The 13,587-nt window shown below is 70.1% G+C and carries 14 protein-coding genes; 5 read left to right on the top strand and 9 right to left on the bottom strand.

From position 1 onward, the window contains the following. Positions 1–60: 60 nt before the first annotated feature. Complete coding sequence (locus H9L21_RS06900; protein WP_154596202.1) at positions 61–2,454, bottom strand: immune inhibitor A domain-containing protein; 2,394 nt, start codon at positions 2,452–2,454, stop codon at positions 61–63. Between the two features lie 142 nt (positions 2,455–2,596). Beyond that, the gene (locus H9L21_RS06895) at positions 2,597–3,415 is read right to left on the bottom strand and encodes an alpha/beta hydrolase (RefSeq protein ID WP_154595139.1); all 819 of its coding nucleotides are present in this window, start codon (positions 3,413–3,415) and stop codon (positions 2,597–2,599) included. Positions 3,416–3,602: 187 nt separating this feature from the next. Here H9L21_RS06895 and H9L21_RS06890 point away from each other — a divergent pair, with 187 nt between their 5' ends. From H9L21_RS06890 to H9L21_RS06870, 5 genes are all read left to right on the top strand, one after another. Beyond that, a complete protein-coding gene (locus H9L21_RS06890) occupies positions 3,603–3,959 on the top strand; it encodes a nuclear transport factor 2 family protein (RefSeq protein ID WP_154595140.1) in 357 nt (118 codons plus the stop codon). A 122-nt stretch (positions 3,960–4,081) separates the two neighbouring features. Then, a complete protein-coding gene (gene efeU, locus H9L21_RS06885) occupies positions 4,082–4,936 on the top strand; it encodes an iron uptake transporter permease EfeU (protein WP_154595141.1) in 855 nt (284 codons plus the stop codon). Next, on the top strand, positions 4,933–6,144 hold the full coding sequence (gene efeO, locus H9L21_RS06880) for an iron uptake system protein EfeO (RefSeq protein WP_154595142.1): 1,212 nt from the start codon (positions 4,933–4,935) through the stop codon (positions 6,142–6,144). Before efeU ends, efeO begins: the two co-directional genes overlap by 4 nt. Further along, complete coding sequence (gene efeB, locus H9L21_RS06875) at positions 6,141–7,382, top strand: iron uptake transporter deferrochelatase/peroxidase subunit (RefSeq protein WP_154595143.1); 1,242 nt, start codon at positions 6,141–6,143, stop codon at positions 7,380–7,382. The genes efeO and efeB overlap by 4 nt, the downstream gene beginning before the upstream one ends. Positions 7,383–7,391: 9 nt before the next feature. Beyond that, a complete protein-coding gene (locus tag H9L21_RS06870) occupies positions 7,392–8,099 on the top strand; it encodes a class F sortase (protein WP_154595144.1) in 708 nt (235 codons plus the stop codon). On the opposite strand, the gene nusB is transcribed toward H9L21_RS06870, so the two are convergent. The 7 genes from nusB to H9L21_RS06835 are packed head-to-tail and all read right to left on the bottom strand — an operon-like array spanning position 8,041 to position 13,572. Next, positions 8,041–8,487 carry a transcription antitermination factor NusB gene (gene nusB, locus H9L21_RS06865; protein WP_154595145.1) on the bottom strand — a complete coding sequence of 149 codons (447 nt, stop codon included), beginning with the start codon at positions 8,485–8,487 and terminating at the stop codon, positions 8,041–8,043. The genes H9L21_RS06870 and nusB overlap by 59 nt on opposite strands. Next, on the bottom strand, positions 8,487–9,053 hold the full coding sequence (gene efp, locus H9L21_RS06860) for an elongation factor P (RefSeq protein ID WP_255467504.1): 567 nt from the start codon (positions 9,051–9,053) through the stop codon (positions 8,487–8,489). The genes nusB and efp overlap by 1 nt, the downstream gene beginning before the upstream one ends. Beyond that, the gene (locus H9L21_RS06855) at positions 9,050–10,123 is read right to left on the bottom strand and encodes a M24 family metallopeptidase (protein ID WP_187411883.1); all 1,074 of its coding nucleotides are present in this window, start codon (positions 10,121–10,123) and stop codon (positions 9,050–9,052) included. The genes efp and H9L21_RS06855 overlap by 4 nt, the downstream gene beginning before the upstream one ends. Next, positions 10,116–11,198: a 3-dehydroquinate synthase gene (gene aroB, locus H9L21_RS06850; RefSeq protein ID WP_154595147.1), complete on the bottom strand. Its 1,083-nt coding sequence runs from the start codon at positions 11,196–11,198 to the stop codon at positions 10,116–10,118. Before aroB ends, H9L21_RS06855 begins: the two co-directional genes overlap by 8 nt. Then, positions 11,195–11,707: a shikimate kinase gene (locus H9L21_RS06845; protein WP_187411882.1), complete on the bottom strand. Its 513-nt coding sequence runs from the start codon at positions 11,705–11,707 to the stop codon at positions 11,195–11,197. Before H9L21_RS06845 ends, aroB begins: the two co-directional genes overlap by 4 nt. After that, a complete protein-coding gene (aroC, locus tag H9L21_RS06840; protein ID WP_154595148.1) occupies positions 11,704–12,882 on the bottom strand; it encodes a chorismate synthase in 1,179 nt (392 codons plus the stop codon). The genes H9L21_RS06845 and aroC overlap by 4 nt, the downstream gene beginning before the upstream one ends. A 36-nt stretch (positions 12,883–12,918) precedes the next feature. Next, a complete protein-coding gene (locus H9L21_RS06835) occupies positions 12,919–13,572 on the bottom strand; it encodes a prepilin peptidase (protein WP_230081381.1) in 654 nt (217 codons plus the stop codon). Positions 13,573–13,587 lie beyond the last annotated feature (15 nt).

The raw sequence follows: 13,587 nt of genomic DNA, 5'->3' as shown, positions 1-13,587 counted from the left end.
CGACCGGTGCCGGGGGTGAAAGCCCCCGGCACCGGCCGTCTCCTCAGTGATCTGTGCGGGTCACTGCACCCGGATCCGCATCGAGGTGCCGTACTGCTCGAGCACCCGGATCTTCACCCCCGCTCCGGCGACCTTCACACCCGTGCGCGGCTGACCCGCGTCCGCGAACGGCTTGAAGTACCGGTTCGGGTCGGAGTCGTCGAACAGCGGCTTGGCCGCCGCTCCACGGATGTAGCTCCGGCGACCGTCGGCCGTCAGGTAGAACGAGTCCGACTTCTCCAGACCGAACGGTGCGTCGTACGTCTGGATCCGTCCGCGCCACGGCTGACCCTGCAGGTTGTAGAGCACCTGCGGGTTGGCGTCCACCGGCAGCACCAGGCCCGCACCGGGGTGCTGGCTGGTGTTGTTGTCGGTGTACGACGCGTCCCAGTAGTTCACCAGCAGGCCGTTCTGGTACGGGAACTTCTCCGCGAAGTTCGGCCGGTCCGGGAACCCGAAGTGGTACGGCCCGGTCCGCAGGTACTTGTCGTAGGACACGTACGCGCGGTTGCTCGCGAGGTAGAACTGGTCGGTGGCGGCAGTGATGCTGGCGCCCACCGACCTGAACCCGTCGAGCGTCCACCCGTTGGGTGAGGTCTCGGCGCCGTCGGAGAAGACGACCGTGCCACCGGCGGTGACCCGGATGTCGTCCACGAACAGACCCGACCAGCCCAGATCGGGATCCTGACCCTGCACCGCACCGTCCGTCCGGTACCGAGCCCGGAAGCCGATGGTCTGGCCGGCATAGGGCGCCAGGTCGTAGGACACGGAGGCGTAACCGTTGCTGACACCGTCGATCGCGACCTCGTCGGCATCGGCCTCGGCATCAGGGTCGATGGCCGCCGTGGGCAGCTGGACCCAGTTCCCGCTTCCGGCGGGAGCCTCGACCTCGAACCACGCGTAGTCGTAGTCCTCCTCGATGTTGAACTGCGTCCGCAGGCTCAACGTCGCGCCACCGGCCGGCACCGCGATGTCGGCACGGGACATGGAGGACTCGTAGTCGTCGCCCTGACCGGACCACCACTGCCTGCTGCCCTGCGGCGGCGTGGGCAACGGCGTGACGGTCTGCTTGTCCGGCAGCACGACGGCGACACCTTGGGCGTCCTCGGAGTTGTACTCGTGCGGGCCGAGGTCGATCGTCCGGGTCTGGCCGGCGACCACCGTCTCGTAGTCGAGCCACCCCAGTTGCAGCTTGTCCCAGACGCCCAGGTCCGCGGCACGGGTGCCGAGCCCCTGGTCGCCTGTGTCGGACACGCGGCTCTGTGCCATCAGCGTCCACCAGTTCACCGGGTTGTCACCCGACGCCGAGGTGTCGTAGTGGTCGGGCAGACCGAGGTCGTGACCGTACTCGTGAGCGACGACCGACAGGCCGCCGTTCTCGGGCTGGATCGTGTAGTCCGCGACCCAGAGGCCGGTGTCGCCGATCTGCGCACCACCGTCGAGGTTGCCCTCGGGGCCGAACACGCCGTCACCGTTCTGGAACGCCTTCCAGCGGTGACTCCAGATGGCGTCCTCGCCGTAGATCGGGTCACTGTCGGCCTGGTCGCCGCCGGAGTGGATGATCTGGAAGCGGTCGATGTAGCCGTCGGGCTCGTCGAAGTTGCCGTCACCGTCGAAGTCGTAGCGGTCGCGGATGTCGTACTGCGCCACCGTCCGGCGGATCTGCGCGTCGGTCCTGCCCGCCGCCTTCTGGTCGGCGACCCACTGGGTCATGCCGTCCGAGACCAGGTTCCAGGTGTTGCTGCACACGTTGGATCCGCACGGGTAGCCGTCACTGCGGCCGTAGCGCGCCTGGTTGTAGGGCACCCGCGTGAAGTTGGTGACCATGCCCTCGACGCTGTACCGACCCGACGACTGACGCTCGTAGTACGTCTTGAGCGACTCGACGCCGTCACCCTCTCCGAAGTAGAGGTTCTTGAAGTAGTTCTTCGTGTAGTTCTTGCGCCACTGGGTCCGGTTGTCGTCCGGGCCGGGCTTCGGGATCTCGTTGAACCGAGGTCCGTCGAAGCGGCTCGGTCCGACGATGCTCGGCGCGGTGTCGCGGTCGGGGAAGTTCGGATGACGCTGGTCACCGAACTCCACCAGCAGGACGAAGACCTTGTCGGTGCGCTCGTTGGAGAGCTCGACGTACTGGTCCTGCGTCTCGTCCGCGGTGGCCTGGCGCCGGGCGTTCGGGCTGGCGGCCGCTGGCTCGCGCCCGACCTTCAGCACCTCGTTGCCCTTGATCGTCTGGGGAGTCGCCTCCCCGCTGAGCACCTTGGCCCAGGCCTCCTGCCGCAGTGCGACCTGCTTCTCTGCCTTCGGGTTGGGCAGAACGTGGGCGGGGGTGGCCCCCTGTGGTTCTCCTCCGGGGCCTGTGGGCCCGGCAGGTGCGGCCGAAGCCGTCGGGACGGCGATCAGGCCGGCTCCCGCCATCAAAGCCAGGCTGACCCCGGCATGCGTGATTCTCACGTGGACATTCCTTTCGAGAGAAAGGGGAATCCGGCCGGGGGGCGTCGCGGCTCTCCTGTGTGATTTACGACATTAAGCCTCCGGAGCGCACTTGGACAGTCGGAGGTCACGCACGGGCGCCACTGGTGCGCAGCGCCCACGCGAGGGCCCGGTCGGCGACCGCCTCCCAGCCGGGTGCCGCGCACGTCCAGTGGTCACGGCCCTCGAGCTCGATGTACGCGGTGACGGCCGGTGACCGGCGGTAGCGACGCGCGTTCGATCGGTTCACCGCGGGCGGCATGATGTGGTCGCTGCCCCCGGCGATGAACAGCAGCGGCGCCCGATCGGCGGAGTAGTCCACCCACGTCTCCTGGTGACCGGGCTTGAAGTTCGCGATCAGCCCGTACTCCCAGATCCAGTGGCCCGGAGCGGGGATGTGGAACGTGTCCCACACCTCGCGCGACTGCTCTTCGGTCAGGGTGTTGGTGAAGGCGTAGTGGAACTGCTCGGGCGTGAAGCCGAAGGCGCGCTTGCGGGTGGCCGGGTGGCTCAGCGCCGGCAGGAGGGCCTTCACCTGCGACGGCGGGCTGACGCGTACGCCCTCCGTCGGCGCGGAGTTGATGGCCACACCCGCCGCCCCGAGGCCGCGCGCCAGCAGCAGCTGCGTCAGGGTGCCACCGAAGGAGTGACCCATGATGATCGGCGGCTCGTCGAGCCGGCCGATCACCTCGGCCAAGTGATCGACGGTCTCCGGCACCGTCAGGTCCGCGATGACCTGCGGAGCCTGGCGCAGGGCCTCGACCTCGATCTCCAATCCGGGATAGGCGGGAGTCAGGACGCGTAGGCCCTGGCTCTCGTAGTAGGTCTTCCAGTGGTCCCAACTGCGGGGGGTCATCCACAGTCCGTGGACCAGGACGACGGTGGCGGGGTGGTGGAGGTCGTTCATGGCGGGCCCTTCGGCGGCGCGGGGTGAAGCGGGGCTCGTGATCGAGCCGGGAGGACCGCAGCCCCGGGATACCCGGTGACCTCTTCTGGTGTCCGCGTCATTGCGCACACCGGCGTCTGATCGTGACTCTAGTGCGGGGCCTGCGGAGTGCGCCATGGTCCGGACCCGGAAACGCTAGTTTGGCGCCATGAGCGCCGAAGAGCTGCTGACCCGCCTGTGTCGGGCCATCGACACGCAGGCCTGGTCCGACCTCGAGCCGCTGCTGCACGAGGACTTCGCGTGTCGCTACGTGCACACCGGCGAGACCTTCGATCGTCAGGGCTGGATCCGACTGAACGCGGAATACCCGGGATTCGACCACCTGACCATCGAGGACGTCGTCGCCTCCGACGACCGGGCGGTCGCCCGGTGCCACGTGACGGGCCGCCACGACGGCGAGCTGGCGCACTTCGAGGTGGCGACGTTCATCACCGCACGCGGTGACCGGGTCAGCGAGATGACCGAGGTCTGGACGGAGGTCGACCAAGCACCTCCGGCTCGCTGACCGCGCGGTGTCCGGACGACGAAGTGGGCACCTGCGGAGGTCCCGTCAGTGGTTCCCCGCAACCCCCGGGCTGATGTACGTTTGCTGAGGCTCGCCTAACTTCGGCGTCCGACGGGGGGATCATGCTCGGCACGTTCCTGATCGGCCTGCGCGAGGGCCTCGAGGCCTCCCTCGTGGTCGGCATCCTCATCGCCTACGTCCGCAAGATCGGTCGCGACGACGTCGTGCCCCGGATCTGGGCCGGCGTGGTGATCGCGGTCGCCCTCTCCCTGGGGCTGGGCGCCCTGTTGACGTTCGGCACCTACGGGCTGACGTTCGAGGCGCAGGAGATCATCGGGGGCACCCTGTCGATCCTGGCCGTCGCGCTGGTCACCTGGATGATCTTCTGGATGGCGCGCACGGCCCGAGGGCTCAAGCGCGAGCTCGAGCACCAGATCGACGCGCGGCTCGACGGGCCCGGCTGGGGACTCGTGGCCGTCGGCTTCGTCGCGGTCGCCCGCGAAGGACTCGAGACGGCCCTGTTCCTGTGGAGCGCCGTCCGCTCGAGCGGCGACGCTCCCCTGGCCTGGGTCGGCGCGGTACTCGGACTGCTGACCGCCGTCTGCATCGGTTGGCTCATCTACCGGGGCATCGTGCGGATCAACCTCGCCACGTTCTTCACCTGGACCGGCGCCCTGCTGATCGTCGTCGCAGCGGGCATCCTCGCCTACGGCGTCCACGACCTGCAGGAGGCCGGCGTCCTGCCCGGACCGTGGACCCAGGGCGCCTCCGCGTGGGCGTTCCAGCTGAGCGACACCATCGACCCGTCGGGCCTGCCCGCCGCCCTGCTCAAGGGAACGATCGGCTTCTCCCCCGACATGACCAAGCTCGAACTCGCCGCGTGGGCGACCTACCTGGCGGTCGTCGGCGCCGCGTACGCGCGCGTCGTCCGCAAGCCGAGGCAGCCCGCCACCACCACCGAAGGAACCCGTGCATGAATCGTCGTCCCCGCTGCGCCGTGCTGGCCGTCGCCCTGACGGGCGCGCTCGCCCTGAGCGCCTGCGTGAAGAACTCCGACTCGTCCGACGACGCCATCAAGGTCACGAGCACCGCCGACGGCTGTGAGGTCTCGGCGACGAAGGCCGACAGCGGCACCATCACCTTCGACGTCACCAACGAGGGCGACAAGGTCACCGAGTTCTACCTGCTCGACAGCGACAAGCTGCGGATCATCGGCGAGGTCGAGAACATCGCGCCGGGCACCTCGCGCGGCCTCACGGTCCAGGCCCAGCCCGGCGACTACTTCACCGAGTGCAAGCCCGGCATGGTCGGCGATGGCGTCGGCAACGCGAAGTTCACCGTCAGCGGTGACGACGTCGTGGTCGACCAGGACGACCAGCGAGCCATCGACGCGGCCGTCGCCTCGTACACCGCCTACACGAAGGACCAGGTCGGCGAGCTCGTGGCGAACGTCGAGGACTTCGTCGCGGCGTACACCTCCGGTGACGACGACACGGCCCGCCGACTCTTCCCGATCACCCGGATCAACTACGAGCGCATCGAGCCCACGGCCGAGCAGTTCGGCGACCTCGACCCCAAGATCGACTACCGCAAGCCCGGCGCCGAGGCCGAGAACCTGCCGTTCACCGGGTTCCACCGCATCGAGATGGACCTGTGGCTCGACGAGGCGAGGAAGAACTACCCCGACGAGAAGATCACCGCGCTCGACACCGCCGGCCGCAAGGAGCTCGGGGCGCAACTGGTCAACGACATCCAGGCGCTCTACGACAAGGTGCACTCCCCCGAGTTCGTGCTGACGATCGGCGACATCACCAACGGGGCCATCGGCCTGTTGGACGAGGTCGCCGCCCCCGACGGCAAGCTCCCCGGCGAGGAGGACGAGTTCAGCCACACCGACCTGTACGACTTCCACGCGAACGTCGAGGGCGCCCAGGTCGCCTACACCTCGGTGCGTGAGATCGCCGTGGGCAAGGGCGCCGAGGGCAAGCAGCTGGTCAGCGACCTCGACCGTCAGTTCGCGGCCATGTTCGCCCTGCTGAAGACCCACGGCGACTACGAGAAGGGCTTCGTCTCGTACGACACGGTCGAGCAGCCCCAGCGCAACGAGCTCGGTGCCCAGCTCAACGCCCTGAGCGAGCCCCTGTCGCAGCTGACCCACACGGTCCTGGGCGTCTCGAAGTCATGACCGGCGGTCGGTGGTCGCGTCGATCGGCCCTCGGGCTGATCGGAGCAGCAGGTGCCGTCGGCGTCACGGGCGGCTTCGCAGCCGGTGTGGCCCGTGACGACGACGCCGCGGCGCCGCAGGAGTCCGTCGTCCCGTTCCACGGCCGGCACCAGGCCGGGATCACGACGCGGGTCCAGCAGCACCTGTACTTCGCGTCCTTCGACATGACCTCCACGGCCACCCGCGAGGACCTGAAGTCGCTGCTGGCCGACTGGACCGACGCCGCCGCGCGCCTGACGCAGGGCCGCGAGGTCTCGCCGGAGGGCGCCACCGGCGGCGGTCCGTACAAGCCGCCGGACGACACCGGCGAGGCGCTGGGCCTCGAGGCCAACGCCCTGACCCTCACCTTCGGCTTCGGCCCCACCCTGTTCGCGGCGAACCGGTTCGGCCTCGAGAGCAAGCGCCCGAAGGAGCTCGTCGACCTGCCGTCCTTCGCGTTCGACCTCCTCGAGGACCGGTTCAGTGGTGGCGACCTGTGCATCCAGGCCTGTGCCGACGACCCCCAGGTCGCGGTGCACGCGATCCGCAACCTCTCGCGGATCGCCTTCGGCCGGGCGCAGGTGCGCTGGACCCAACTGGGCTACGGGCGCACCTCCACCACCTCGAAGTCCCAGTCGACGCCGCGCAACCTCTTCGGCTTCAAGGACGGCACGGCCAACGTCTTCAGCAACGACGACGCCGACCTCGGGAGGTGGGTCTGGGCCGACGGCTCGGACCAGGCCTGGATGAACGGCGGCACGTTCCTGGTCGCGCGCAAGATCCAGATGCTGATCGAGTCGTGGGATCGCGTCCGACTGGAGGAGCAGGAGGCCATCGTCGGCCGCGACAAGGCACGAGGCGCCCCGCTGTCGGGCGGCTCGGAGTTCACCGAGCCCGATTTCGACGTGGTGTCCACGGCCGCGCGCGGCCCGGCGATCCCGGCGGACTCGCACGTCCGGCTGGCCCACCCCGAACGGAACGGCGGCGCGCGAATGCTGCGGCGAGGCTACAACTTCGTCGAGGGCAACAACGATCTGGGCCAGCTCAACGCCGGGCTCTTCTTCCTCGCGTTCGTGCGCTCACCGGAGCAGTTCATCGGCGTGCAGCGGTCCCTGGCGCAGGACGCGCTCAACGAGTACATCCGCCACATCGGGTCGGCGATCTTCGCGGTTCCGGGAGGCATCCGCACCGGGGAGTCGGTGGGCAGCGGCCTCTTCTAGGCTGATCGGGTGGCTCCGAAGACACGCCGACGGCTCGCACTGACCCTCGCCGCCGCGCTCGTCGCGGTGGCTGCGGCGGCCGTGGGTGTCGCCGTGCTCCAACGTTCCGACGACTTCGACGCCGGACCCCAGCCCACCCTGCCGACGTTCCCGTCGCGGCCGCCGACGACTCCGACTCCCGAGCCGGATCCGTGCCTCGGCGGCGCCGACCGGGCGTTCGTGCCCGAGACGATCTCGGTCGAGGGCAAGGAATACTCCGTCCTGGCCCTGCAGCGCGACGCCCAGAACGTGCCCGGTGTGCCGCCGCTGACGCAGTCGGGGAAGTGGGAGTTCGGCTGGGACGTCGCACCGAGCCCGCTGCCGGGCTCGAAGCAGGGACACGTCCTGGTGAACGCGCACACCTACCCCGACGGATCGGCGCTGGGCAACCTCTTGTTCGACCAGCTGTCCAACGGCACGATCCTGCAGGTCCGCGGCGAGGGGCAGGTCCAGTGCTACAGCGTCGAGCGCCGGTTCGAGGTCCCCGCCGACAGCCGCGACAGCGGCTACGAGAACGACGACGGGCCGCGCCGGCTGGCCATCCTGGCCTGTTCGGGCGACCGCTCGCCGTCCGGCGACTGGTCGCACCGCACCATCTGGTTCGCGAAAGCGGTGAACGCTACTCCGTCGGCTCCGAGGGCTCCGAGGGCTCCGACGGCGGCACCGGCTTCGTCTTGACCTGGGAGACCTTCGAGAGCAGTCCGTTCACGAAGCGCGGCGACTCATCCGTGGACAGCTCCTTCGCCAGCTCGACGGCCTCACTGATCGCCACGGCGTCGGGCACGTCGTCGAGGTACTTGATCTCGTACACCGCGATCCGCAGCAGGTTGCGGTCGACGGCCGGCATGCGGTCGAGCGTCCACCCGACGGAGTACTCCGCCAGCAGGGCGTCGATCTCGCCGATGTGCGCGGCCACGCCCTTGACGAGCGAGACCGTGTAAGGGTTGACCGGCGGGTCGTTGACCTCCAGCCGGTCGGCCAGGGTGCCGTCGGCCGACAGACCGCGGGACTCGGACTCGAAGAGGATGTCCAGGGCCCGCTTGCGGTACTTGGTGCGTGCTCCCATCAGGCCTTCACACGACCGAGGTAGCTGCCGTCGCGGGTGTCGACCTTGATCTTCTCGCCGGAGTCGATGAACAGCGGGACCTGGATCTCCTTGCCCGTCTCGAGACGCGCGGGCTTGGTGCCGCCGCTGGAGCGGTCGCCCTGCAGGCCCGGGTCGGTGTGCTCGATGACGAGCTCGACCGAGGCGGGCAGCTCGACGTAGAGGACGCGGCCCTCGTTCGTGGCGACGACGGCGTCCTGGTTCTCGAGCAGGTAGTCGACGGTGGACCCCATGATCTCGGGCGTGACCTCAATCTGGTCGAACGTCGCAGTGTCCATGAAGACGTAGTTCGTGCCGTCGTTGTACAGGTACTGCATGTCGCGCTTGTCGACGCTGGCCGTCTCGACCTTGGTGCCGGCGTTGAAGGTACGGTCCAGCGTCTTGCCGGACTCGACGTCCTTGAGCTTGGTCCGGACGAAGGCCGGGCCCTTGCCGGGCTTGACGTGCTGGAACTCGATGACGGCGAGCAGCCGTCCGTCGATCTTGAGCACCATGCCGTTCTTGAGGTCGTTCGTGGTTGCCATCAGTCGATCTCCAGAAGTTCGGTGGTCATGTCGGTGAGCACATCCGGCTCACCGCCATGGTCGGGGTCGGTGACGAGGACCGTGTCCTCGATGCGCACGCCCCCTCGACCCGGAAGATAGATCCCCGGTTCCATCGTCAGGACGGTGCGGCTGGCAAGTCTACCGGGGTGCGCCGCGGCGATGAACGGGTCCTCGTGGATCTGCAGTCCGACGCCGTGTCCGAGGCCCGTCGTGAAGGCGTCCAGCCAGCCCGCGCGCTCGAGGGAGCCGCGCGCGGCGGTGTTGGACTCGGCCACCGGGACGCCGGGACGGAGCCGGTCGAGGCCCGCGGCCTGCGACTCGCGCACAGCGGCGTGGATCTCGCGCTGCCAGTCGGCGGCAGGGCCGATGACCACCGTGCGGGTGCAGTCGGCGTGATAGCCGTCGACCCGGGCACCGAAGTCGATCTTGACCAGGTCGCCGGCGCGCAGCTGGCGGTCGGTGGGCTGGTGGTGCGGGATGGCCGAGTTCTCGCCGGAGGCCAGGATCGTGTCGAACGCCCGGTCCTCTGCGCCCAGCTCGAGCATCCGCCATTCCAGGTCTCGGGCCACCTCGCGCTCGGTACGCCCGGCCAGCGGCCCGATCAGCAGCGCCTCCAGAGCGGAGCACGAGATCTCGCAGGCCCGGCGCAGCGCGGCGATCTCGGAGTCGTCCTTGATCTCTCGCAGCCGCTCGACGAGCCGTCCCGAGGCCTCGGGGCGGCCCAGCTTCTCCCACGAGTCGACGTCGATCAGGTGCGTCTCGGCCACGAGGTCGGCCGGCGCACGTCCTGCTGCGACGCCGATGAGGTCGCGGGTGACGACGATCTCGACGTCGCCCAGACCCGCGGCGCCGAGCTCGGCGGCCGCCTGGTCGCGGTAGCGCCCGTCGGTCAGGAAGACCGGATCGTGCTCGGTCGGGACCAGCAGCGCGCCGTTCGATCCGGTGAAGCCGGTCAGGTACCGCAGGTTCACCAGGTCCGACACGAACATCGCGCCGTGACCGCTCTCGGCCACCAGCCCGCGCAGTCGCGCGAGGCGGGAGTCGTCAGCCACGGACGGCGTCCCAGCAGTCGCGCAGGACCGACTCGTCGGGCCCGGCCAGGATCGTCGGGCAGGCGAGCCCGTCGAGCACCACGAAGCGCAGCTGGTCGCCGCGGGTCTTCTTGTCCAGCCGCATGCCGCTGAGCAGCTCCTCGAACGTCGCTCCGTCGTAGCTCGTCGGCAGGCCCACGAGCTCCAGCGTGGCACGATGACGGGCCAGCAGCGCGTCGTCGATCATGCCGCTGCGGTGGGCCAATTCGGCGACGAACACCATGCCGATGCTGATCGCCTCTCCGTGGCGGAGCGTGTACTTCTCGTGTCGCTCGATCGCGTGCCCGAGGGTGTGGCCGTAGTTGAGCGCCTCGCGGCCGATGGACCCGTCGGCGCCCGTCTCGCGCAGGTCGCCGGCCACGGTGCGGGCCTTGACCGCGATGCCCCGCGTGACGAGATCGGCGAGCAGGTCGTCGGTCGGGTCGAGCGCACGGTCGGGGGCGGCCTCGACGTCGGTCAGGATCGTGGGGTCGGCGATGAAGCCGCACTTGACGACCTCGGCCAGTCCTCCGCGCAGCTCGCGGACCGGCAGGTCCACCAGGGTGCTGAGATCGCACAGCACGCCGATCGGCTCGTGGAAGGCGCCCACCAGGTTCTTGCCGGCGGCGATGTTGATCCCCGTCTTGCCCCCGACGGCGGCGTCGACCATGCCCAGCACGGTGGTGGGCACGGTGACGAAACGGACGCCGCGCAGCCAGCTGGCGGCGACGAACCCGGCGAGGTCGGTCGTGGCCCCTCCCCCGACGCCGATCACCAGATCGGAGCGGGTGAAGCCGTGCATCCCCAGCTGGTCCCAGCAGTGGGCGAGGAACTCGACCGTCTTGGCCTGCTCGCCGTCGGGAGCCTCGATCAGCAGCACCTCGCGACCGGGCAGGTGCAGGGCGAGGCCCTCGGCGACGCCACGGACCGGTGCGGCGTGGATGATCGCGACGCGCAGCGCGTCGTCGGGGACGAGCGTCCCGAGCTCGGCCAGGACGTGGTGGCCGACGACGACCTCGTACGGCTCGGCCGTCCGGACGGCGACGCGGCGCGTCATCGGCCCAACTCGGCCAGGACGCGGTCGACGACCTCATCGGGCGTGAGGTCGTTCGTGTCGACGGTGAACGTCGCGACCTCGTTGTACAGCGGACGGCGGGCGTCCATGAGCGCCTTGAGCTGGCCCCGCACGTTGCCCAGCAGCAGCGGGCGGCCCGAGTTCATGCCGACGCGGGCGGCCGCACGAGCCAGGCCGACGTCGAGGTGCGCGACCGTGTGGTCGGCCAGCAGCGCGCGGGTGCCGGCGTCCATCACGGCGCCGCCGCCCAGCGCCAGCACGCCCCCGTGGGAGCGCAGCGCCTCGGCGACGGCGGCCGCCTCCAACTCGCGGAAGACCGGCTCGCCACGGCCGACGAAGATGTCCTGGACGCTCTCGCCCTCGGCGGCCTCGACGTCCTGGTCGGTGTCGCGGACCTCGACCCCGAGCCGCTCGGCCAGCAGCTCGGCGACCGTGGTCTTGCCGGCCCCGGGCGGGCCGACGACCACGACGACGGGACGGCTCGTGGTCACCGGTAGCTCAGGTTCTCGAGGTAGGTGCGGACGTTGCGCGCGGTCTCGCGGACCGAGTCGCCGCCGAACTTCTCCAGCAGGGCGTCGGCCACGACGAGCGCGACCATCGCCTCGGCCACGATGCCGGCGGCGGGGACGGCGCAGACGTCGGAGCGCTGGTGGTGCGCCCGGGTCTCCTCGCCGGTCTGGACGTCGATCGTGCGCAGCGCGCGCGGGACCGTGGCGATCGGCTTCATCGCCGCGCGGACGCGCAGCAGCTCGCCGGTGGTCATGCCGCCCTCGGTGCCGCCTGCGCGGCCCGAGACGCGCCGGATGCCGTCGGGCGTGGGGACGATCTCGTCGTGCGCCAACGAGCCGCGGGTGCGCGCCAGCTCGAAGCCGTCGCCGAGCTCGACTCCCTTGATGGCCTGGATGCCCATCAACGCGGCGGCCAGACGGCTGTCGAGGCGACGGTCCCACTGCGTGTGCGAGCCCAGACCCGGCGGGAGGCCCTCGACGATGACCTCGACGACGCCGCCGAGCGTGTCGCCGTCCTTGTGCGCGGCGTCGACCTCGGCGACCATCGCGGTCGACGTCTCGGGATCGAAGCAGCGCAGCGGGTCGGCGTCGAGGCGCTCGACGTCGCGGTGGCGCGGCAGCAGACCGGCGGGGGCCTTGACGGTGCCCAGCTCGACGACGTGGCTCACGATCGTGGCGCCCGTCGTCTGGGCGATGAACTGCGCCGCGATCTCGCCCAGGGCGACGCGGGCGGCGGTCTCGCGGGCGCTGGCGCGCTCGAGGATCGGCCGGGCCTCGTCGAAGTCGAACTTCTGCATGCCGGCGAGATCGGCGTGACCGGGTCGCGGACGGGTCAGCGGCGCGTTGCGCTTGAGCCCGGCGAGCGTCTCGGGGTCGACGGGATCGGCCGCCATGACCTGCTCCCACTTGGGCCACTCGCTGTTGCCGATGCGCATCGCGATGGGGCTGCCGAGCGTGCGGCCGTGGCGGATGCCGCCGATGATCTCGAGCTCATCGGCCTCGAACGCCATGCGGGCGCCGCGGCCGTAGCCGAGGCGACGGCGCGCCAGGGCGGCCTGGATCTCCTTGCTGGTCACCTCGACCCCGGCCGGCAGGCCATCGAGGGTGGCGACAAGGGCGGGGCCGTGTGACTCTCCGGCGGTCAACCAACGAAGCATGCGGCGATTGTCTCAGACCCGCCCCGCACCCATCTGTCAGACCCAGAGTGCGGCGAACGCACCGAGCAGCAGGTAGGGACCGAACGCGATCGGCGTCTTCGTGCCGAGCCGGCCACGGACGAGCGCCAGGCCCACCACCGCACCGATCACCATGCCGAAGAACACCCCGTAGAACGTGGCCATGACGCCCAGCGGGCCCAGCGCCGTGCCGACCACGGCGGAGAGCCGCACGTCGCCGTAGCCCATCGGCCCGATGAGGCCCATGACGAAGTAGAAGCCGAACACCGCGAGGTTGCCCAGCAGCGCGTGCAGCAGCACCGAGGCGTCCCGCATCACCAGCGCGCTGACGCCGACGAGCAGCCAGGTGACGACGTACAGCGGCGCGACGATCAGGTACGGCAGCAGGTGCACCTTCCAGTCGACCCACGCCAGGACGGGCGTGGCCGCAGCGATCGGGATCCACACCGGCAGCAACTTCGGCTCGGTGATGGTGGCGGCGGCGATCGCGGCGAGCAAGGCCGCGGCCAACGCGAGCCACAAGCCCAACCTCGGGGTGGAGCCCAGGACCGCGTACGCGATCTTCTCGGGCATGTCCGGCTCGGGCTCGGCGGTCGGCTCCGGCAGGCGGGCCAGCAGGCGCGGAGAGACCCCGCCCAGCAGACCGGCGAGCACGATGGCGACGATCGTCATGACGGGCACGAGGTG

It is taken from the genome of Aeromicrobium senzhongii (assembly GCF_014334735.1).
In the GTDB taxonomy this organism is placed as follows: domain Bacteria; phylum Actinomycetota; class Actinomycetes; order Propionibacteriales; family Nocardioidaceae; genus Aeromicrobium; species Aeromicrobium senzhongii.
This window is presented reverse-complemented; position numbering and strand designations above follow the sequence as displayed.

What these genes read in the sequence shown, in the direction of transcription:
- H9L21_RS06900 (WP_154596202.1), bottom strand. Translation starts at nt 2,454, where the DNA reads ATGGCGGGAGCCGGCCTGATCGCCGTCCCGACGGCTTCGGCCGCACCT.
- H9L21_RS06895 (WP_154595139.1), bottom strand. Translation starts at nt 3,415, where the DNA reads ATGAACGACCTCCACCACCCCGCCACCGTCGTCCTGGTCCACGGACTG.
- H9L21_RS06890 (WP_154595140.1), top strand. Translation starts at nt 3,603, where the DNA reads ATGAGCGCCGAAGAGCTGCTGACCCGCCTGTGTCGGGCCATCGACACG.
- efeU (WP_154595141.1), top strand. Translation starts at nt 4,082, where the DNA reads ATGCTCGGCACGTTCCTGATCGGCCTGCGCGAGGGCCTCGAGGCCTCC.
- efeO (WP_154595142.1), top strand. Translation starts at nt 4,933, where the DNA reads ATGAATCGTCGTCCCCGCTGCGCCGTGCTGGCCGTCGCCCTGACGGGC.
- efeB (WP_154595143.1), top strand. Translation starts at nt 6,141, where the DNA reads ATGACCGGCGGTCGGTGGTCGCGTCGATCGGCCCTCGGGCTGATCGGA.
- nusB (WP_154595145.1), bottom strand. Translation starts at nt 8,487, where the DNA reads ATGGGAGCACGCACCAAGTACCGCAAGCGGGCCCTGGACATCCTCTTC.
- aroB (WP_154595147.1), bottom strand. Translation starts at nt 11,198, where the DNA reads ATGACGCGCCGCGTCGCCGTCCGGACGGCCGAGCCGTACGAGGTCGTC.
- aroC (WP_154595148.1), bottom strand. Translation starts at nt 12,882, where the DNA reads ATGCTTCGTTGGTTGACCGCCGGAGAGTCACACGGCCCCGCCCTTGTC.
- H9L21_RS06835 (WP_230081381.1), bottom strand. Translation starts at nt 13,572, where the DNA reads ATGACGATCGTCGCCATCGTGCTCGCCGGTCTGCTGGGCGGGGTCTCT.